General features: G+C 68.6%; 21 protein-coding genes. 13 read left to right on the top strand and 8 right to left on the bottom strand.

Annotated elements, in window-relative coordinates:
- Positions 1-126: 126 nt before the first annotated feature.
- The 12 genes from OS889_RS01240 (at position 127) to sufU (ending at position 12,135) form a co-directional block, all read left to right on the top strand.
- Positions 127-1,770, top strand: a complete 1,644-nt coding sequence (locus OS889_RS01240; RefSeq protein WP_372386664.1) for a bacterio-opsin activator domain-containing protein — start codon at positions 127-129, stop codon at positions 1,768-1,770.
- A 123-nt stretch (positions 1,771-1,893) separates the two neighbouring features.
- Positions 1,894-3,888 (top strand): acetate--CoA ligase, encoded by a 1,995-nt coding sequence (acs, locus tag OS889_RS01235; protein WP_372386663.1) that lies wholly within the window; start codon positions 1,894-1,896, stop codon positions 3,886-3,888.
- A gap of 16 nt (positions 3,889-3,904) precedes the next feature.
- The gene (locus OS889_RS01230) at positions 3,905-4,411 is read left to right on the top strand and encodes a DUF4212 domain-containing protein (RefSeq protein ID WP_372386662.1); all 507 of its coding nucleotides are present in this window, start codon (positions 3,905-3,907) and stop codon (positions 4,409-4,411) included.
- A gap of 83 nt (positions 4,412-4,494) precedes the next feature.
- The gene (locus OS889_RS01225; RefSeq protein ID WP_372391503.1) at positions 4,495-6,060 is read left to right on the top strand and encodes a VC_2705 family sodium/solute symporter; all 1,566 of its coding nucleotides are present in this window, start codon (positions 4,495-4,497) and stop codon (positions 6,058-6,060) included.
- Positions 6,060-6,521 carry a universal stress protein gene (locus OS889_RS01220; RefSeq protein ID WP_372386661.1) on the top strand — a complete coding sequence of 154 codons (462 nt, stop codon included), beginning with the start codon at positions 6,060-6,062 and terminating at the stop codon, positions 6,519-6,521. Before OS889_RS01225 ends, OS889_RS01220 begins: the two co-directional genes overlap by 1 nt.
- 105 nt (positions 6,522-6,626) lie before the next feature.
- Entirely contained in the window at positions 6,627-7,460 is an 834-nt protein-coding gene (locus tag OS889_RS01215) for a tetratricopeptide repeat protein (RefSeq protein ID WP_372386660.1), read from the top strand.
- Positions 7,460-7,759, top strand: coding sequence for a DUF424 domain-containing protein (locus OS889_RS01210; protein WP_372386659.1), 300 nt, complete (start codon positions 7,460-7,462; stop codon positions 7,757-7,759). Before OS889_RS01215 ends, OS889_RS01210 begins: the two co-directional genes overlap by 1 nt.
- Positions 7,760-7,816: 57 nt before the next feature.
- Complete coding sequence (locus tag OS889_RS01205) at positions 7,817-9,049, top strand: glycosyltransferase family 2 protein (protein WP_372386658.1); 1,233 nt, start codon at positions 7,817-7,819, stop codon at positions 9,047-9,049.
- 123 nt (positions 9,050-9,172) lie between these two features.
- On the top strand, positions 9,173-10,450 hold the full coding sequence (sufS, locus tag OS889_RS01200) for a bifunctional cysteine desulfurase/selenocysteine lyase SufS (RefSeq protein WP_372386657.1): 1,278 nt from the start codon (positions 9,173-9,175) through the stop codon (positions 10,448-10,450).
- Between the two features lie 61 nt (positions 10,451-10,511).
- Entirely contained in the window at positions 10,512-11,084 is a 573-nt protein-coding gene (locus tag OS889_RS01195; RefSeq protein ID WP_372386656.1) for a mechanosensitive ion channel family protein, read from the top strand.
- Positions 11,085-11,144: 60 nt separating this feature from the next.
- Entirely contained in the window at positions 11,145-11,654 is a 510-nt protein-coding gene (locus tag OS889_RS01190; RefSeq protein WP_372386655.1) for a hypothetical protein, read from the top strand.
- 58 nt (positions 11,655-11,712) lie between these two features.
- A complete protein-coding gene (gene sufU / locus OS889_RS01185) occupies positions 11,713-12,135 on the top strand; it encodes a Fe-S cluster assembly sulfur transfer protein SufU (protein WP_372386654.1) in 423 nt (140 codons plus the stop codon).
- A 121-nt stretch (positions 12,136-12,256) separates the two neighbouring features.
- Here sufU and OS889_RS01180 read toward each other — a convergent pair whose 3' ends face one another.
- From OS889_RS01180 to htpX, 7 genes are all read right to left on the bottom strand, one after another.
- Entirely contained in the window at positions 12,257-12,526 is a 270-nt protein-coding gene (locus tag OS889_RS01180; RefSeq protein ID WP_372386653.1) for a hypothetical protein, read from the bottom strand.
- A 216-nt stretch (positions 12,527-12,742) separates the two neighbouring features.
- The gene (locus OS889_RS01175; RefSeq protein WP_372386652.1) at positions 12,743-14,146 is read right to left on the bottom strand and encodes an aminomethyl transferase family protein; all 1,404 of its coding nucleotides are present in this window, start codon (positions 14,144-14,146) and stop codon (positions 12,743-12,745) included.
- Between the two features lie 85 nt (positions 14,147-14,231).
- Positions 14,232-15,263, bottom strand: a complete 1,032-nt coding sequence (gene radA / locus OS889_RS01170; protein WP_372386651.1) for a DNA repair and recombination protein RadA — start codon at positions 15,261-15,263, stop codon at positions 14,232-14,234.
- 131 nt (positions 15,264-15,394) lie between these two features.
- Positions 15,395-16,741 (bottom strand): hypothetical protein, encoded by a 1,347-nt coding sequence (locus tag OS889_RS01165; protein ID WP_372386650.1) that lies wholly within the window; start codon positions 16,739-16,741, stop codon positions 15,395-15,397.
- Positions 16,738-17,397, bottom strand: a complete 660-nt coding sequence (locus OS889_RS01160; protein ID WP_372386649.1) for a hypothetical protein — start codon at positions 17,395-17,397, stop codon at positions 16,738-16,740. Before OS889_RS01160 ends, OS889_RS01165 begins: the two co-directional genes overlap by 4 nt.
- Before the next feature lie 72 nt (positions 17,398-17,469).
- Positions 17,470-18,081 carry a PspA-associated protein PspAB gene (pspAB, locus tag OS889_RS01155; RefSeq protein WP_372386648.1) on the bottom strand — a complete coding sequence of 204 codons (612 nt, stop codon included), beginning with the start codon at positions 18,079-18,081 and terminating at the stop codon, positions 17,470-17,472.
- 3 nt (positions 18,082-18,084) lie between these two features.
- Positions 18,085-18,954, bottom strand: a complete 870-nt coding sequence (gene htpX / locus OS889_RS01150; RefSeq protein ID WP_372386647.1) for a zinc metalloprotease HtpX — start codon at positions 18,952-18,954, stop codon at positions 18,085-18,087.
- Positions 18,955-19,081: 127 nt separating this feature from the next.
- On the opposite strand from htpX, the gene OS889_RS01145 reads away from it, so the two are divergent.
- A complete protein-coding gene (locus tag OS889_RS01145; RefSeq protein WP_372386646.1) occupies positions 19,082-20,215 on the top strand; it encodes a 60S ribosomal export protein NMD3 in 1,134 nt (377 codons plus the stop codon).
- Between the two features lie 22 nt (positions 20,216-20,237).
- On the opposite strand, the gene OS889_RS01140 is transcribed toward OS889_RS01145, so the two are convergent.
- Entirely contained in the window at positions 20,238-20,444 is a 207-nt protein-coding gene (locus OS889_RS01140; RefSeq protein ID WP_372386645.1) for a DUF7317 family protein, read from the bottom strand.
- Positions 20,445-20,541 lie beyond the last annotated feature (97 nt).

Here is a 20,541-nt window from a genome sequence, read left to right as displayed (position 1 = left end):
TTCGGGAAAAAGCGAATTCCGAAACGGCTTTTTGCTCGGTTACAGCCCTGAAAGTTCGTTACGGGAAATAAGATCGCTATCACGCACAGATTTATTTCGCACTGTTACGATCTCCCGAAACGACAGATGGATCCCCCGGCCGCCAGCGAGTACCGTCGGCTCCGACGGGCCACCGAAACCCACCGCGAGGACCTCGTGCTGCGACTCGGCGGCGAGGTCGGACTCCGCCCCGGCGAGATGACGCGCGTCCGCCTCGCGGACGTCGAATCGCACGACGGCACGCACTTCCTCGCAGTCAGGGACGCGGACGGAGACGTCGCCCGCGACGCCTATCTGCCCGCGGGCGTGGAACACGACCTCCGGAAGTACGCCGGCAGCGTCGGCGCGGGCGAGGACGATCCCCTACTTACGGTGTCGCCCCGCCGCCTCCAGATGCTCGTGGGCGAGGTCGCCGACCGCGTCGACGGGGTCGACGCCTCCTCCCGGGACCTCCGGTGGCACTTCGCGGCCGAACTCATAGACGACGGCGTCCCCCCGCGCGTGGTCTGTGCGCTCGGCGGCTGGCGGCTGGAGCGCCTCGCGCCGCTCCTGTCGGACCCGGACCGCGAGGCCGTCGCGGCCGCGCTCGACGGCGCCGCGACGGCGCTTGACGGCCTCGGACGGGACGTCGCGCTCGCGGCCGACCTGGGCGCCGAACTGCTCGGCGTCGCCACGGTCGACGAGACCGCTCGGACGGCGTGCGCGTGCCTCGCCGACGCCGAGGGCGTCCGCTTCGCCTGGCTGGCCGAGCGGACCGGGGAGGCGTTCGCCGTGCGGGAGGCCGTCGGCGTCGACGCGGCCGCCGCCGAGACGGCGCTCGACGGCTACGATCCGGACGCCCGCGCCCGCGACGAGCGGGACGTGCGCGTCCGCGAGTCAGAGCGCGGCCCGCTGGCGCTGGTCCCGGTCCGTCGGGACGACACCCGCTGGGGCGTGCTCGGGATCGGCGTGCGGCGGCCGGTGGGCGACGCCCGCCGGGACGCCCTCGCCGTCCTCGGGACGCAGGTCGGTCACGCGCTCGCGGCGGTCCAGCGGAAGCGCCTCCTCCTCGCGGACACCGTCGTCGAACTCGACTTCCGCTGTCCCGCGGCGTCGTCGTTCGTCGCCGACCTCTCGGGGGCGCTCGACTGCCGGGTCGAACTCTCCGGCGCGGTCCCCGTCGGCGACGGGTCGCTGCTCTACTACCTCGTGACGCGCGGCGCGGGCGCGGATCCGGTGCTGTCGCACGCCGACGCGGCCGACGCCGTCGCCGACACGCGGCTCATCGAGGACTACGGCGACGGCGCCGCCGTCGAGGTCGTCGTGACCGACGCGCCCGCCCTGGCGCTCGTCGACCGCGGCGCGCGGGTCCGCTCGCTCGTCGCCGAGGACGGCGCGGCGACGCTCACGGGCGAGATCCCCGGCGACGCCGACGTCCGCGCGGCGGTCGACGCCGTGACCGACGCGTACCCGGGGGTGTCGCTGTCGGCGAAGCGGCAGGAGGACCGCCCCGTCGAGACCGACGTGGGCTTCCGCGAGCGGCTCGCCGACCGGCTCTCGGACCGGCAGGCGACCGTCCTCCGGGCGGCCTACCACAGCGGCTACTTCGAGTGGCCCCGCGGCTCGACCGCCGAGGAGCTGGCGGACTCGCTTGAGGTCTCCTCGCCGACGCTCCACAATCACCTCCGAAAGGCCCAGCAGAAGCTTCTGACGGCGTTCTTCGACGACGCGGCGCCGCGCTCCGAGCTGTAACCGGGCGGCGAGGCGACGCCCGCTTTGCAACAGTTAGCCCCCGTGGCCCGTTTTCCCGCGTGAATAATTGGCATATTTAGAACCGCCGTTTATGTGGGGGTGTCCGATTGTGAGTGATAGACCATGGGAGATGACGACGTAGAACTGGAAGCGCGGCTCGCCGAACAGGACGTCTTCGAGCCGTCCGAGGCGTTCGTCGAACAGGCGAACGTCGCGGACGACGCGATCTACGAGGAGTTCGAGGAGAACTGGCCGGAGTGCTGGCAGGCCGCCGCGGACCTGCTCTCGTGGGACGACGACTACGACACCGTCCTCGACGACTCGAACCCGCCGTTCTACGAGTGGTTCACGGGCGGCGAACTCAACGCCTCGGCGAACTGCTTGGACCGCCACCTCGACGAGCGCGGCGACGAGGCCGCGATCGAGTGGGTCGGCGAACCGGTCGAGGAGGACGACCGCACCTATACCTACGCGGAGCTCCACCGCGAGGTGAACGAGTTCGCCGCGGCGCTCCGCGACCTCGGCGTCGGCGAGGACGACGTGGTCACGATGTATATGCCGATGATCCCCGAGCTGCCGATCGCGATGCTGGCGTGCGCCCGGATCGGCGCGCCGCACTCGGTCGTCTTCGCGGGCTTCTCGGCGGACGCGCTCGCGACCCGGATGAACGCCGCGGACTCGGAGTACCTGATCACCTGCGACGGGTACTACCGCCGCGGCGACCCGCTCGACCACCTCCAGAAGGCGAACGAGGGCCTCGCGGGCGTCGACCACGAGGTCGAGGCGACGGTCGTCGTCGACCGTCTCGGCCCGAACGGCGACGGCTTCGGCCACGATCTCAAAGGCACTCAACACGACTACGGCGACCTCGTCGCCGCCAACCAGGGGGCCGAGGTCGACCCCGTCGCCCGCGACGCCGAAGACATGCTGTTCCTGATGTACACCTCGGGGACGACGGGTCAGCCGAAGGGCGTCAAACACACCACGGGGGGCTACCTCTCGTGGGCCGCCTGGACGTCCCAGGCCGTCCTCGACATCGAGCCCGATGACACGTACTTCTGCTCGGCGGACATCGGGTGGATCACGGGCCACTCCTACATCGTCTACGGGCCGCTCGCGCTCGGCACGACGACGGTGATGTACGAGGGCACGCCGGACCACCCCGACAAGGACCGCCTCTGGCAGATCGTCGACGAGTACGAGGCGACGCAGCTCTACACCGCACCGACGGCGATTCGGGCGTTTATGAAGTGGGGTTCGGAGTACCCCGAACGGCACGACCTCTCCAGCCTCCGTCTGCTGGGCACGGTCGGCGAGCCGATCAACCCCCGCGCGTGGAAGTGGTACTACAAGCACATCGGGAACGAGCAGTGCCCGATCGTCGACACGTGGTGGCAGACCGAGACGGGCGGGATGATGGTCACCACCCTCCCGGGCGTGAAGGATATGAAGCCCGGGTCGGCGGGGCCGCCGCTCCCCGGCGTCGACGCCCGGATCGTCGACACAGAGGGCGAGGAGGTCGGCGCCGGCCGCGCGGGCTACCTCACCGTCCAGAAGCCCTGGCCGGGGATGTTGCGGACGCTGTACCGCAACGACGAGCGCTACATCGAGGAGTACTGGGCGGAGTACTCCGACACCGACAGCGACGACCCCGACGAGTGGGTGTACTTCCCCGAGGACGGCGCGAAGATCGACGACGACGGCTACATCACCGTTCTGGGTCGGGTCGACGACGTGATCAACGTCTCGGGTCACCGCCTGGGGACGATGGAGATCGAGTCGGCCATCGTCGGCGTCGAGGGCGTCGCCGAGGCCGCCGTCGTCGGTGGCGACCACGAGGTCAAGGGCGAGGCCGTCTACGCCTACGTCATCACCGAGGAGGGCCACGCCGGCGACGACGACCTCCGCGAGCGGATCGTCGCGGGCGTCGAGAACGCCATCGGCCCGATCGCCCGCCCCGAGCAGGTGATCTTCACGCCCGAACTCCCGAAGACCCGGTCCGGGAAGATTATGCGGCGGCTCCTGGAGGACATCGCCAACGGCGAGGAACTGGGTGACACCTCCACGCTCCGCAACCCCGAGATCGTCGAGGAGATCCGTGTACAGGTACAGGACTGACCGAGAGAGCGAATCTATGACAGACACAGACACTCACGGCGCGGCCGGCGCTCCCAGCGGGGGCGTAGCGGCGGACCGGGCCGGAGACGCGACGGACGACTGCACCGAAACCGACGACCGAGGCCGGGCCGTCCCCGACGGCGGCGTCGCCGACGGCGACGTCGACTACCTGGAGGCCGAAATCAACCTCCTGAAGCCGAGCACGCCGTTTATGCGCGACCACCTGAAGCAGGTCTGGGCGGGATTTCTCGCCTGGGTCGTCCTCACGTGGGGCCCGGTGACGGCGACGTACCTGGCGCCCGGGCTGATGACCCAGCCGATCCCGATCATCGACTTCCCGGCGCACTACTTCTCGGTCGCGTTCCTCGCGCCGACGAGCTCGCTGGTCTTGGCGTTCATCTACTCGCGCCGGCGCGACAGGCTCGACGAGAAGTACGGCATCGACCACTCGACCGCCGAGGTCGACGCGGGCGGCGACGCCGACGCCGAGACGGCCGCCGCCGACGGGGGTGAGGTGCAGTGAGCGCCGCCGCGTCGGTCCTGCTGCAGTCCGGCGATCTCCTGCCGGAGGCGCTCGACATTTCGTTCAAGCCGATCCCGGCCGTGATGGTCGTCGCGATGCTGGCGCTGTTCCTCGTGGTCGGCTACCTGTTCAAGGTCGCCGACACCGAGGGGATGTGGGTCGCCGGCCGCTCGATCGGGAACATCGAAAACGGGATGGCCATCGGCGCGAACTGGATGTCCGCGGCGTCGTTCCTCGGTCTGGCCGGGCTGGTGGCGCTGTCTGGCTTCTACGGCCTGGCGTTCATCATCGGCTGGACCGCGGGCTACTTCGTCCTCCTGATCTTCCTCGCGGCGCAGATGCGCCGGTTCGGGAAGTACACCGCCCCCGACTTCGTGGGCGACCGCTTCAACTCCGATACGGCCCGCGCGCTCGGCGCGGCGACGACGATCCTGATCGGGTTCGTCTACTCCGTCGGGCAGGCGCGCGGGATGGGCCTCGTCGGCCTCTACGTCTTCGGGACCGACTACGTCACGATGGTCGTCGTGATGATGGCGATCACCGTCGCCTACCTGACCCTCTCGGGGATGATGGGCGCGACGAAGAATATGGCCGTCCAGTACGTCATCCTCATCGTCGCCTTCCTCGCGGCGGTCTACGTCGTCGGCATCGTCAACGGCTACTCGACCGTCCTGCCGCAGATCGAGTACGGCGCGCTCATCAGCGACCTCAACGCCGAGTTCTCCCAGCCGTTCGCCAACGCCTCGTACTTCCTGTGGATCGCGACCGCGTTCTCGCTCGTCTTCGGGACCTGCGGGCTCCCGCACGTCTTAGTCCGCTTCTACACGGTCGAGAACGAGCGGACCGCCCGCCACTCGACCGTCTGGGGGCTGTTCTTCATCATGCTGCTGTACTGGGGCGCGCCGGCGCTGGCGGCCTTCGGCGTCGACCTCTACGACGCCTCGCAGTACGGCCCGACCTACGCCGCCTCCGGCGGGATGTCCGGCGGCGAGGGCGACCTCATCGTCGTGCTCGCGGCGCAGCTGTCGAGCCTCCCGACGTGGTTCGTCGGCCTCGTCGCGGCCGGCGGCATCGCCGCCGCCATCGCGACCACGGCCGGGCTCTTCATCACCGCCTCCTCGGCGGTCTCTCACGACATCTACACCAACATCATCAACCCCGACGCGACCCAGCGCGAGCAGGTGCTCGTCGGCCGCGGGACGATCGTCCTCCTGGGGGTCATCGTCACGGTCACGGCGCTGGACCCGCCGGCCCTCATCGGTCAGCTCGTCGCCCTGGCGTTCTCGCTGGCGGCGATCGTGCTGTTCCCGATGTTCTTCCTCGGGCTGTGGTGGGAGAAGACGAACCGCCAGGGCGCCCTCGCGGGGATGTCCGTCGGGCTCGCGATCTGGATCGCGGCCGTCGTCAACGACCTCATCCTCCCGTTCAGCCAGGCCTTCGGGGACGTCTTCCCCGCGATCGGCGCCGCCTTGGTCGGCACGCCGCTCGTGTTCGCGATCACGATCGCGGTCTCGTACGTGACAGAGGACCCGCCGGAGTCGACGAAGCGGCTGGTCCGGCAGTGTCACAGCCCCGAGCCGATGTCCCGAACCGAGAGCGCGGAAGACGTCGCGGCGACAGACGGGGGTCACGCCCCCGGTGACGACTGATGTACGACACCATCCTCGTTCCGACCGACGGAAGCGACACCGCCGAGGTCGCCGTCGACCACGCGATCGACCTCGCCGAGAAGTACGGCGCGACGATCCACGCGCTCTACGTCATCGACGTCGACGCCACCAGCTACTCGCTGGGGACCGAACAGGTCGACCGCATCCGTCAGGGCCACCTCGACGAGATGCCCGAGGTCAAAGAGAGCGCCGAGCGGGCGACCGGCCAGGTCGCCGACGCGGCCGCCGAACACGGTCTGACGGTCGAAGAGCACGTCCGCGCCGGTCAGCCGGCCCGTGCGATCCGGAAGTTCGCCGAGGAGAACGACATCGACCTCGTCGTGATGGGATCGCACGGCCGCTCGGGCCTCTCGCGGGCGCTGCTCGGGAGCGTCGCCGAGCACGTCCTGCGGGAGACGCAGGTGCCCGTCCTCGTCGTCGACGAGCACGCCGAGCGGTAGTCGGAGCGCCCGATAGACGGAGCGCCCGGCTCGCCGCGCGCTCGCGTTCTCGCTGGCGCTTCCCGTGACGTAGTGCTTAACCGTCCTGACCGTGAATCGAACGGTATGACAGACGGCGAGCGCGACGACCACGAGTTCTCCTCCGGCCAGGGGTTCGACGAGGACTACGAGGAGTTCACCCTCGACCCGCCGGAGCTGAAGGTCGACCCGACGAAAGTCGACCCCGTGGACTCCCGCGTCGTCACCGACGAACTCGACCGACGGAACATCGCCTCCGACCAGGTCGACGTCGAGAAGCTCATCGACGTCGGGCTCTCGTATATGCAGATCAACCGCTTCGAGGAGGCGACAGAGACCTTCGAGCGCGCGGCGCGGTTCGGCGACGAGGACTCCCTGGAGGCCCAGGAGGCCTGGGTCAACAAGGGCGCGGCCCACGCCGAACTGGAGGAGTGGGACGAGGCCATCGGCGCCTACCGCGAGGCGCTCCGCATCGACGACGACTCCGAGCACGCCGCCTCCGCGGAGACCAACCTCGCGTACGCGCTCTGGAACGCCGGCGAGGTCGAGGAGGCGCTCCACCACGCCGAGCGCGCGGTCGAGATCGACCCGCGCTTCCCGCAGGCGTGGTACAACCGCGGCTTCTTCCTCCACGAGCGCGGCCTCAACGAGGACGCGGTCAACGCCTTCGACAACGCCATCCGCCTGGGGATGCGCACCGCCGACGTCCTCGAAGAGAAAGCCCGCGCGCTCGAAGAGCTCGGCCGCGACGAGGAGGCCGAACGGACCCAACAGCAGGCCGACGAACTGCGCGAGGAGCGCGAACAGGAGCTGCTGGAGCAGGGTCAGGGCGGCCAGCCAGAGCAGGGCGGCCAGCCGCAGGGCCTGGGTGACCTGGTCGAGGACGCCCAGGAGCCCCTCGACAGACAGCGAGAGCGGTGATGTTACTCCGCGAGCGACAGACGCCTGAGGGCCTGCTCGTCTCGGTCTGCGACCCCGAGTGCCTCGGCGAGACCTACGTCGACGGCGACGTCTCCCTGGAGGTCACAGAGGACTTCTACGGCGGCGAGGAGGCCGCCGAGGCCGACGCGGAGACCGTGATCGACAGCCTCACCCGCGCCAGCGTCGCCAACATCGTCGGCGAGCGCGCGGTGGGCGTCGCGGTCGAGGCCGGCATCGTCGACGAGGAGCGCGTGCTCGTCGTCGACGGCACCTACCACGCGCAGCTGCTCTGGATGTAGGCGGGGCCGGAGCGATCGAACGGACAGACCTTTTTCGGTCCGGGGGCGAGTCGGAACGTGGTCGATCTCACGTCGCCACAGACCGTCCTCTCGGTGCTCCTGTGGGCCGCTCTCGCCGTCTACGGTCTCTCCGCGATCTGGTGGCTCGTCGAGACCGCGCTCCTCTCGCGGAACTGGGCGCCCGCCACCGACGAGGCGTGGGGGCTCGACGACATTCAGGTCCGGATTCTCACGATCGACGCGGCCGCGGTCGTCCAGCAGACCGTCGACGCGCTCCCGGAGGGGATCGCCGACGTTCGGGTGGTCGCCGAGCGCGACATCGACGTCGAGGGCGCGACCGTCCACGTCGTCCCCGAGGAGTTCGACTGCAAGGCGACGAACAAGGGCCGGGCCGTCGAGTGGGCGCGGCGACACGTCGCCTGCGACACGGAGTACATCCTCTATCTCGACGAGGACACGCTCGTGACCGGGCTGACCGGGCTGCCGGACGCCGACTTCGTGCAGTTCACAGAAAAGCCGATCTACACCGGCTCGCGGCTCACCTACCTCTGTGAGATCTTCCGGACGGGCTATCAGTTCGAACAGCTCGGCTTCCACCGGCTGAGCTACCCGCTCTACGCGTGGGGCGGCGGCTTCGCGATCCGTCGCGAAATAGAGGAGGAACTCGGCTGGAACGTGGCGACGATCACCGAGGACACGAACCTCATCTGGCGCGCCGCGGACAGGTACGACCTGGAGTATCAGCTGGTCGACAAGCGCTTCCGCAATCAGGCGCCGCCGTCGCTGTGGGCGATGTTCAAGCAGCGGCGACGGTGGATGTCGGGCACGATCGGCGACGACCATCTCTTGCCGCCGTGGTACCGGCCGCTGTACTTCACCCGCGTCGTCGCGTGGTCGTTCTCGCCGTTCGTCCCCCTGCTCGTGGCCGCCTCGTACCTCCTGCCCGGAACCGCACCCGGGATGGACCTCTACAGCCTGCTCTCGACGGGGCTTCTCGGCATTCTGTTCGTGTATATGCTGTTCGGCGTCGTCGCCTACAAGAAGCATCCGGTGCTGTGGCCGCTGTACCTCGTGCTCACGCCCGTGGCCGTCGTCCTCCACTCCGTGGGGGCGATGTGGGGGCTCCTCCGCCCCGTCGAGGAGTTCGAGGTCACAGAGAAGGTGACCGCCGACACCATCGAGGAGATCAACGCCGGCCTCGACGACGGCGAACTGGCGGACCACGACGGCACGGAGCGGCTGGTCCGGGAGTCCAGCGACGCCTACGACGCGCACCTCTTCGACGATTGACCGACGGCGGACCGGTACACAGGCAGTCGGCGGGGAGCGTCGTCCCGCTCGCCGCGTCGTCGCTCGACGTCGTTCCTGCCAATACCGAAGCCGTGTTAGTCCTGCGGCCGTTACGCCTCCCCAATGGGAACTCAGGAATCGTATCCGATCGACGTCGCCTCGATCCGGGAGGACTTCCCGATCCTCGACCGGAAGGTCGGCGGCGACATCGAGACGCCGGGCGAGGGCCCCGACGACACCCGGCCGCTCGTCTACCTCGACAACGCGGCGACGAGCCACACCCCCGAGCCCGTCGTCGACAGCATCGTCGACTACTACCGCGGCTACAACTCCAACGTCCACCGCGGCATCCACCATCTGAGCCAGGAGGCCTCCGTCGCCTACGAGGAGGCCCACGACCGCGTCGCGGAGTTCATCGGCGCCGAGGGCCGCGAGGAGATCGTCTTCACGAAGAACACCACCGAGGCGATGAACCTCGTCGCCTACGCGTGGGGCCTCGCCGAACTCGGCCCCGGCGACACGGTCGTCCTGACCGAGATGGAGCACCACGCCTCGCTTGTCACCTGGCAGCAGATCGCCAAGAAGACCGGCGCGAGCGTCGAGTACGTCCGCGTCGACGAGGACGGCCGCCTGGATATGGACCACGCCGCCGAACTCATCGACGACTCGACGGCGATGGTCTCTGTCGTCCACGTCTCGAACACGCTCGGGACGGTCGTGCCCGTGGCCGACCTGGCCGACCTCGCCCACGACCACGACGCGCACATCTTCGTCGACGGCGCACAGTCGGTCCCGACCCGCCCGGTCGACGTCGGCGAGATCGACGCCGACTTCCTCGCCTTCTCGGGCCACAAGATGCTCGGCCCGACCGGGATCGGCGTGCTCTACGGGAAGGAACACCTCCTCGAAGAGATGCAGCCGTACCTCTACGGCGGCGAGATGATCCGGAGCGTCACCTACGAGGACTCGACCTGGGAGGACCTCCCCTGGAAGTTCGAGGCCGGCACGCCCGTGATCGCCCAGGGCATCGCCCTGGAGGCCGCGATCGACTACCTCGATTCGGTGGGGATGGAGAACGTCCAGGCCCACGAGGACCTGCTCGCGGAGTACGCCTACGACCGGCTCTCGGCGTTCGACGACATCGAGATCTACGGGCCGCCGGGCGACGACCGCGGCGGGCTCGTCGCGTTCAATCTGGAGGGCGTCCACGCCCACGACCTCTCCAGCATCCTCAACGACCACGGCGTGGCGATCCGCGCGGGCGACCACTGCACCCAGCCGCTGCACGACAAGCTCGGGGTGCCCGCCTCCACCCGCGCGTCGTTCTACATCTACAACACGACCAAGGAGATCGACGCCCTCGTCGACGCCGTCGACGACGCCCGGCAGCTCTTCGCCTGAGCGGCGTTCTCTCTCGGCCTCCCGAAACCCTTAGTGGCTCACCGCCGACCTCCCGGCAGCGATGCCCACCGTGACCCGATTCCTCTTCGAGACGATCGAGCGGACGCTCGGCGAGTTCGCGACCGGGATTCAGGCGGCCGTCCCGAAGCTCCTCACCGGTCTCGTCTTTCTCGCGATCGCCTACGTCGGGATCAAACTGCTCACGCGCGCGCTCCGGCGCACGCTCGACGCCGTCTACCCCGCGGACCAGGGGCTCGTCGTCGACCTCGGGGTGACGATCGCGAGCGTGTTCCTGTGGTTCGGCGTCGCCCTGGCGCTCTTGAACATCTTCGGGATGGGCGAGATCGCCGCGAGCCTCGGCACCGCCGCCGGCTTCGTCGCGCTCGGCGTCTCCTACGCCCTGTCGAACATGATCGCCGACACCGTCGCCGGGGTGTATCTCCTCCGTGACCCTGACTTCAACCCCGGCGACGAGGTGAAGGCCGACCCCGTCACTGGGACCGTGGAGTCGATCGAACTCCGGAAGACCCGGTTCCGGAACACCGACGGCGACGTCGTCGTCGTCGCGAACCGCGACGTCGAGAAGAAGTGGACGCGCCTCGCCGCGGACGACGCCGCCGAGGCCCCCGCCTGAGGGGTCTCGTGCTAACACCGCTCACTACCGCTTTATTGCCGTCGCTCGCGTACCGAGGGTATGAATTCCGCACGTTCGGTCGGTTCTCTCCGGTGGCTCGCGACGCTCCTCGCGCTCCTCGTCGTCACGAGCGGACTCGCCGTCGGCCAGTCGGACCAGCCCGAGTGGGCCGACGAGGCGTTCGCGGAGTTCGGGGGGATGGTCGCCGTCTACAACGAGTCTATCACGGCGGTCGACCTCGGCGTCGCGGGCGACCAACTGGAGAACGAGCGCGTGAACCTCGTCGTCACCGACGCCGACGGCGCGACGGCGACGTTCTCGTTCCGCCTCGACGGCCAACTCCGGATGACCGAACTCGACCAGGGCGCCCGCTCGGACGCGACCCTGCGGATGTCGCTCGACCGTGAGACGTTCGACGAGATCATCGCCGCCGACAACCCCGCGGTCGTCTTCCGTGACGCGGTCGCCGCCGGCGACATCCGGCTCTCCGGGGTCGGCACGACCAACGCCGTGAAGTGGGTCGTCATCAACACCGTCGCGGACCTCGCTCGGAGCTTCGGGCTCTTCTGACCGCCCGCGCCGGCCGGCGGAACCCTTTTGCGCGAGACTGTCGTACGCTCTCCCAACAATGGGACTGGGCTCGGATATGTATCGCCAGCAGATTCTGGATCACTACAAGAACCCCCGGAACAAGGGGGAGATGTCGGATCCGGACTTCTCCCACACCGGGGAGAACCCCTCCTGCGGCGACACGATCACGGTGAACGTCAGCCTCGAAGACGACGGCGAGACCATCGAATTCGTGACGTTCACCGGGAACGGCTGTGCGATCAGTCAGGCCTCTGCGAGTATGCTCTCGGAGAAGCTCCGCGGGATGACGCTGTCGGAACTCGACGCGATGGACACCGACGACGTCACCGAGATGCTCGGCGTCGACATCTCGCCGATGCGGATCAAATGCGCCGTCCTCGCCCGGCAGGTGGCCCAGGACGGCGCGGCCATCCACCGCGGCGACATCGAGATCGACCGGACGACGACCGAAGAGGACTGACGCGTCGGCGCGGTCGGCGGCGTTCACCGCTCGGATTCGGGCGGTGTCGGTCTCCGATCGCTCGGTAGCGTCGGTTCGTTTTCGACGGATCTCGCGGTCGGAGGGCCCGACGAGCGGGCGCTCAGTCCGCGTGGACCGCCCCGTTCGGGCGACAGGTGACGCAGTACTCGTAGGGGCCGCCGAGCGTGGCGCCGCACCGGTGACACAGGCCGGTCTCCGTCGCCATCTTCGCGCCGGCCACGACGTCCGCGAGCGGATTGGCCCGCTCGCCGTCGGGCGTCTCGAAGAGGTGGGTCTGCTTCGCCGGCGGGACGTGTCCCCGGTGTGCTGCGATCGCGGTCCCGGCGACGGCGAGTGCGACGAACACGCCGAGGCTGGATAGCGGCGTCATACAGTATATCATACGTCCAGGTATTCATAAAATTTCTGTGTGTATAGATCAGTAAGTATCGTATTTCTAAATGTATGTTTCTCTATCTCTCATAGAAGTTCCCTATTCAACTTCGGAGGTTCAAACGGCGGCCGATCGGCTGATTCCTGATTCCTGATTCGTCGGCCTCGGACGAAAAACGGAAACCCGTGCGCAGGAGACTCGAAACGGCTCGAATCAGTCCGCGAACGCCTTCTCGCGGTCCTTCTTCATGTACGGCGCCGGGGCGACGGTCGCCCTGAGTTCGGTCATCGCGTGCGGTTCGATCTGGGACTTCTCGGTGTCGGGCTCGCCCCAGCGCATCGTGACCCGCGTGCCGGGCTCGGCGTACTCCGTGTCGATCCACCCGAGGGCGGCGAACTCACGCTCGTTGTAGCTGTAGTCCATGTGCTTCGCCATCCCGACGGTCTCGCCGTCCTTTAGGATCTCGTCGTACCGGGAGAGCTCCGAGCGGTACGGCACTTCGGGCATCGTCAGGAACTTGTAGGTCTCGCCTTCTTCCAGCAGCGAGCCCCAGACCTTCATAATGTCTTCGTCGTCGATGATGAAGGTCACCTTCTGTTCGCCGTCGAGGAGCGCCTCGTTTTCTTCGAGCGCCTCGCGGCCGATGAAGTCGTGGTCGAACTTCGCGATGTGGTCGTATCCGAGTCCGCCGAGGGTCGCGTAGTAGTCCGAGATGTCCTCGGAGACGTAGCTCCCGCCGAGGACGAAGTTCGCCTCCATCGACTCCATCGGGAGCCACTCGCGGTACGCCTCCATCTCGGGGCTGTCGTACACCGCCGGCAGCGGGAGCGGGATCCACCCCAGTTCGATCCCGGTGGTGATGTAGGCCTTGTTGCCGACCTGCCGGAGGCCGTAGTCCTCGCCGACCGCGAAGATGTGGTCCAGCACCTCGTCGTGGTGCTCGTAGTCGCCGAAGATCTCGATCCCGCGCTCGCTCGTCATCTGGTGGCCCAGGGCGTACGCGTCGACGCCCTGGATCGAGAGCTCGTCCATCTGGAAGAACGGGATCTCGGGGAGGTCGCCGTCGACGGCCTCGGCCATCAGGTCGATCGCGTTCGGGCCCATAATCTCGAACCGGAAGTACTCCGGATCCCGCGGCCCGAGCGGATTGTAGATCATCTCGCAGTCGACGTCGTAGCCCCCCTTCTCGGCCTGATAGGTCGTCCAGTTGCTGACGGGCTCTTCGCCGACGAACAGGTAGTGGCCCTCTTCGAGCCAAAAGAGGATGCAGTCGCCGATCACGTAGCCGTCGGGGTTGAGCGCGACGAACTGCTTGGCCCGCGGCGGCTCGCCGTCGCGCCAGTCGGCGAAGCTGTTGATCCCGACCGTCTCGAAGAGGTCCTGGGCCTCGTCGTCGTCTCCGGTGACCCTGAAGTGGGTCATGTGGAAGGACTGATCGATGACGGCGCACTGCTCGCGCCAGGCCTTCTGCTCGCGGATCCAGTTGCTGAACTCCGCCGGGAAGTCGTAGGGCTTGTCCGGGTAGTCCCAGATCGAAGCCTCCAGGTCCCGGTCTCTGAACGTCCCTACGAGGTCATCGGTGCCATCCACCATCTCCTGTAGGTTCTCGGGCGACATATTTGGAAATAAATATAATGATCATAAAATTCTGACGCCGATTGTCGCGGCTCTGCAACGACCCGTGTGGGTGTGCGCCGGTCGGTTACTCGGGCTTGAGCCCCTCGTCTTGGACGCGCATCACGGCCTCGCCGTCGGCGAGGTTCGGCGCGTCCACGAGGCGGACGATCCGCTTGTCGCCCTTCGACTTCCGGAGGTACATCCGGAACGTCGAGGTGTGGCCCAGGATGTTGCCGCCGATCGGCTGGGTCGGGTCGCCGAAGTACGAGTCCGGGTTGGAGGCGACCTGGTTCGTCACCAGGACGGCGGTGTTGTAGAGGTCGCCGATCCGCATCAGGTCGTGGAGGTGCTTGTTGAGCTTCTGCTGGCGCTCGGCGAGTTCGCCCCGGCCGACGTACTCCGCGCGGAAGTGCGCGGTCAGCGAGTCGACACAGAGCAGGCGGACGGGGAACTCCGCCTCCTCGTTGTCGCGGGCGAGCTCCTTGGCCTTCTCGGCGAGGAGGATCTGGTGGTTGGAGTTGAACGCCTTCGCGACGTGGATGTGGTCCAGGAACGAATCGAGCAGGTCCGACATCGTCTCGTCGTCGCCCGGAGTGCCCTCGATCTCGCGGCGTTCGAGCAGGTCCTCGATGACCTCGTCGTCGAGGCCGCGGACCATGTCGTCGATCCGCTCGGGGCGGAAGGTGTCCTCGGAGTCGATGAAGATACAGGAGCCGCCGAGCCCGCCGTGTTCGGGGGGCAGTTGGACGTTAACGGCCATCTGGTGGGTCACCTGGGACTTGCCGGCCCCGAACTCCCCGTAGACCTCGGTGATGGACTGGGTCTCGATCCCGCCGCCGAGCAGCTCGTCGACCTCGGGGATCCGCCAGGAGAGCTTGCCGATCTGCTCGCGTCGCTCCAGCACCGCCGCGCCCGTCTCGAAGCCGCCGATGTCGGCGGCCTCGCGCGCGGCGTTGATGATGTCCGCGGCGGTCGACTCCCCCACGTCCGCCGTGTTCGACATCTCGCCCGGGCTCGCGACCGCGATCGCCTGGTAGCTCTCGAATCCCGCTTCGACGAGTTTGTCCGCTGTCGCTGGGCCGACTCCCGGGAGACTCTCGAGATCGTCTTCTGGCATCGTACCCTCCTCTGAGGCCCACGCCCACATAAACCCTCGTTAACACCGTGGTGAAAGTGAAAGCGCCGGACGCGGGCGACGCGACTCGATCGCGGGCGCGAACGTTTATCGGTGAAAAGCGCGGTCGAGACTCAGGAGGAGCCGTTCCGGAGCGCGGTCGCGGCCTCGGCACACACCGGCGGGAGCGCCCGACAGGTCGCGCCAGCGACCACGTAGTCGATGGCGTCGTAGGCGACCGAATCGACCCTGACGGTGCCCGAGGCCCGCCCCATGCGGTCGTCGGCCCAGCGGATCTCGCTGGCGAACCCGGGGAGCATCGCGTCGACGAGGAGCGCTCCGCGGTCCGCGTCGCGAGCCTCGGCGACGGCGTCGATCGCCGATTCGCGGACCGCGGCCACGTCCTCGACGCCCTCGACGGCGATGTCGTCGCCGTCCTCGATCCGCTCGCGGAGGGACGCGAACGCGCGGACGTACACCAGGACGTCGGCCAGCGAGAGGACGTCGCTCGCGGGAGAGGGCCCCTCGTCGCTTTCGGCGTCGGCGACGCTGTCGGCGCGGAACCGGGCGTCCGAGCCCAGGCTGGCGAGCGCCCGCACGCCCGCCGTCTCGCCGACGTCCCGATCGACGAGCGACGTCGGCTCGTCGACGTCCCGGGGCGGCAGCGACTCCATCCGGTCGAGCACTCGCGTCCGGAGCGTCGCGCGGGCCGCCTCGAAGCGCGGGCGCAGGTCGGCGCTGGCGTCGAGGCTCGCCCGGAACCGATCGAAGAGGTACGACGCGACCGCGACGCTCGTCCGGGCGCGCTCGTGGTCCGAGGCGAGCGCCCCGACTTCGAGCGCCGTGCCGCCGTCGTGGGCGGTGCGGCGGTGCCGGGAGTCGAGCCAGTTCCGCGCGGCGCGGATCTCGGTGCCGATCTCGTCGTGGACGACCACCGCCCGGACCGGATCGTCGCCGACGTAGGACCACCGCGCGTCGACCTCGTCGACGCTCCCCGCGATGGCCGGCGCCTCGGCTGTGAGTTCCGAGACCGTCAGGTCCGTATCGATCGCGCGCCACGCCGCTTGGACCTCGTGAGCGTCGACGCGGGCGCCGTTCGCCCGGTCGAGGCGGTCGTACGGCGTCAGCGCCTCGTCGACCCGGTCGATCGACTCGGTCGCGGACTCGTAGACGCCGTTCAGCCGCTCGCGGATCACGCCGTTGGGGATCTCCTCGCGGTCGAACGGCGCGGGCACGCCGTCGAGCGCCGAGCGCGCGATCGACTCCTGTTCGTCGACGAACGACGCCTCGATGTCGATAGGGACTGTCTCCGGGACCGCCGGCGCGTCGCTGCTCACCGCCTCGGCCAGCGCGTCGGCGTCGACGGTCGGCTCGCTCTCCCCGGACAGAAAGCCCGAACAGCCGGCGAGCGCCGCGAGCGCGCCCGTGCCGGAGATCGCCAGGAGTCGCCGCCGGCCGATCGCCGAACGCTCCCGGCTCACGACGCGTCCACCTCCGTCGGTTCGCCGCCCTCGGGCCGGCGGCACCGGCCTCCGCCGCCGCTCGAACCGTAACTGTTGATCTGGCCCGGCTCCAGCGTCGCGGGGAGGCGGATCAGGTTCGTCACCACGTCGCGGGCGTCGGCCTCGCAGGCGACGTCGGCGTCGCGGAGCACCCGCGCGTAGTCGGTCTCGATCTCCGAGTCGGTCCAGCGGACCCAACAGAGCCGGTGGTGGTAACACTCGCCGACGAGGTGCCGCTCGACGTAGACCGTCTCCGAGCCGAAGTCCGTCTCGTCGAGGAACGCCCGCGCCTCGTCGACGCCGTCGACGTCGGCGAAGGTGAGGGCCGCGGCGGCCTCGTCGCTGGCGACGACGTGATGCGTCCAGCTGTCGATCTCGGGCGTTTCGCCGCCGGCGCCGGCGGACTCGGTCTCGCTCGGCGTCTCGCTCCACACGATCGGTTCTCTGTCGCCGTTCCGGAGGCTGACGTGCGGCGGGTCGACGAGCGCGTCCTCGGGCGGGTCGGATCCGGGCGCGACCCGGGAGGACCCCGACGCCGAGCCGCTGCCGCCGCAGCCCGCGAGCGCAGTCGCGCCGAGGAGGGACCCGGCCGCGGCGAGCAGCCGGCGGCGCGTCGGCTGTTGTCTGGAGGGCATCGCTTCTGTCCACCGGTCCGACGGGTAAATAGCCCGCGGAGACTCAGTCGGCTCTTTCAGCGACCCTGCCTGTCAGTCCCAGGGGTGGCCGCCGTCGCGGTCGGGCCACATCGGGTACCAGTAGGACTCGTCGCCTTCGAGTTCCAGTTCTCCGTCGAGGACGGATTCGAGCTTGAATTCGAGGCGCTGATTCCGCTCTTTGCCCCGCTCGGGCGCGAACGGGTAGTACGCCCCGCGCCGGAACGAGTAGATCCAGTAGGCGCGGTCGCCGTCGCCCTCGCGCTCGAACCCGAACACGGCCGCGAGCAGGCGCGAGCCGTAGCCGCGCTCGCGGAACTCGTCGGCCGCGAAGTGGACCGAGGTGACGAGGTCCTCGGGGTCGTCGTCGCGGAGGACGACCCACTCCCAGCCGTGGCTGTCCTCGCGGACGTCGAAGGTGGTCCCGGTCTCTTCCTCGCCGGCGCGGAGGATCGCCTCGACGTCGTCGACAGTCGCCTCGAAGTCGGTGCTGTCGACGCCCGAAAAGCAGAGCGCCGCCGCGCCCACGGAACGAAAGCCGAGGTCGGCCTCCATCGTGACGTAGGCGGTGCTTATCCCGAAGAGGTCCTCGGGGTCGGCGTCGCGGGTCGCGTCCGCCTCGGCGCTCGTGCCGAGGACGGCCCTGATGGTGTCGAAGAGGCCCATCCGTTACTGGGTCTCCATCTCCCGTTCCAGTTCGCGGAGGCGCTCGACGCGCTTTTCGGTCGCGGGGTGCGTGCTGAACAGTTTCCCGATGAAGTCGCTCTTCAGGGGAACGATGAAGAACGCGTTCATCTCGGACTGCTCGCGGAGGTCCTCCCTGGGCACTCGGTCCATCCGGCCGTCGATCGTCAAGAGCGCCGACGCCAGCGCCGAGGGCTGGCCGGTGATGAGCGCGCCGCCCCGGTCGGCGGCGAACTCGCGGTAGCGCGACAGCGCCCGGATCAGGAAGAACGAGACGATCCAGACGACGAGCGAGGCCACGATCGCGACGATGATCCCGCCCCCGCCCTGGCGGTCGCGGCCGCCGCCGAACCAAAAGCCCATCCGGACGATCATGAACGCGACCGTCGAGAGGAACGACGCGATCGTCATCACCATCACGTCGCGGTTCTTCACGTGGGCGAGTTCGTGGGCGATCACGCCTTCGAGCTCGTCGCGGTCGAGCGTCCGCAGCAGCCCGGTCGTCACACAAACGGTCGCCTTCTTCTGGGACCGCCCGGCCGCGAAGGCGTTCGGCACCCGTGAATCGGCGACGGCGACGGTCGGCTTCGGCAGGTCCGCCTGCTGGCTGAGCCGCGAGACGGTCGCGTGGAGTTCGGGATACTCCTCTTCTGTGACCGTCTTCGCGCCCATGCTGTAGAGCGCGAGCCGGTCGCTGAAGAAGAACTGCGCGAGGACGAACGCGCCCATAAGCGGGAGGAAGACGAACGAGTCCGTCCACCACAGCGCGCCGACGAACACGATGTAGAGGGCAAAGAGCAGGAACATCGTCAGGACCATCCGGCCCCGGAGTCCCCAGTCGGATTTCCACTCCATACCCGCGTCTACGGCTTCGGGCTAATAAACGGTGTTGGGGCCGACGGACGCGCCCGATTCGTGTCGCCGTCGCCGTCGACCGCCCCGCTTCGTCGCGCTTAACCGCCTCGGTCGTCTACGTGTGACGATGAGTTCGGGCGACTTCTGTCCGCGGTGCGGGGATCCGGTGCCGGAGCGCGAGGAGCCCCTCCCGGGCGAGCCCCGCGAGCGCGACGCCGTCCTCTGTGACGACTGCTACTTCGCGGACTTCGACCTCGTCGACGCCCCCGACCGGATCGAGGTCCGGGTGTGCTCCCAGTGCGGGGCGGTCCACGAGGGCAACCGCTGGGTCGACGTCGGCGCCCGCGACTACACCGACGTCGCGGTCGAGCAGGTGACCGAGGCGCTCGGCGTCCACCTGAAGGCCGAGGACGTCCGCTGGGGCGTCGAGCCCGAACAGGTGGACGAAAACACCATCCGGATGCACTGCACCTTCTCGGGGATCGTCCGCGACACCTACCGCGAGGAGCAGGTGACCGTCCCGGTCTTCATCTCCCGGCAGACCTGCGATCGCTGCGGCCGGATCGCCGGCGGCTACTACGCCAGCATCGTCCAGATCCGGGCCGACGAGCGGACGCCCACGGCCGAGGAAGAACAGCGCGCGGTCGAGATCGCCGAAGCGTACGTCGCCGAGCGCGAGGCGACCGGCGACCGCAACGCGTTCGTCTCGGAGGTCACAGAGACGGGCGACGGCACCGACATCAAGCTCTCGACGAACCAGATCGGCGGCGGGGTCGCAAAGCGGATCGTCCGCGAACTCGGCGGCCACGTCGAGGAGTACCCGACGCTCGTGACCGAAGACAGCGACGGCAACGAGGTCTACCGCGTGACCTACGCCGTCCGCCTCCCCAAGTTCACGCCCGGCGACGTCATCGACCCCGACGACGATGACGGTCCGGTCCTCGTCCGGAGCGTCCGCGGCAACCTCAAGGGGGTCCGCCTCGCCACCGGTGACCCCTACGAGGCGTCCTTCGAGGAGGGCGAGACGCCCGACGCGCGACGGCTCGGCACGGTCGGGGACGCTTCGGAGACCACCGTCGTCGCCGTCGAAGACGAGTACGCGATCCAGGTGCTCGACCCCGAGACCTACGAGTCAAAAACGATCGCACGGCCGTCGTACGTCGACGGCGACGCCGATACCGTTCCCGTGATAAAGAGCCGCGCGGGCCTCCACGTCCTCCCGGCGGACGCGGTGGACACTGACGACGCGGACGCGTCCTGAGAGCCGGAGAACGGGCCTTCGGTCAGTCCGCCCGGGTCGGTCCGTCGGTCGGTGCCGGTCCGCTCGCCGGTCCCGGCCGGAGCTGCTTTTCGCGGATCGTGATCCCGTGGCGTTCGAGCGCCGTCGCGAACGCCTCCGTCGAGCGACCCGCGCGGGCCGCCGCCTGCGAGAGTGTCAGTGTGCCGGTCTGGTATAGCGTCATCGCCGTGTTCAGCCCGTGGGTATACATTGCGGGACACCTGACCCAACGCGACTAGGGATGTTAAGTATTCTGTGATATACCGTCCCAAACACATATCGATCCGCTATAATGCAAAACGTTCAGT

The organism is Halobellus sp. MBLA0158 (assembly GCF_041477585.1).
Lineage (GTDB): Archaea > Halobacteriota > Halobacteria > Halobacteriales > Haloferacaceae > Haloquadratum > Haloquadratum rubicundus.
The sequence above is the reverse complement of the archived record's forward strand: the minus strand, read 5'-3'. Positions and strand labels throughout refer to the sequence as shown.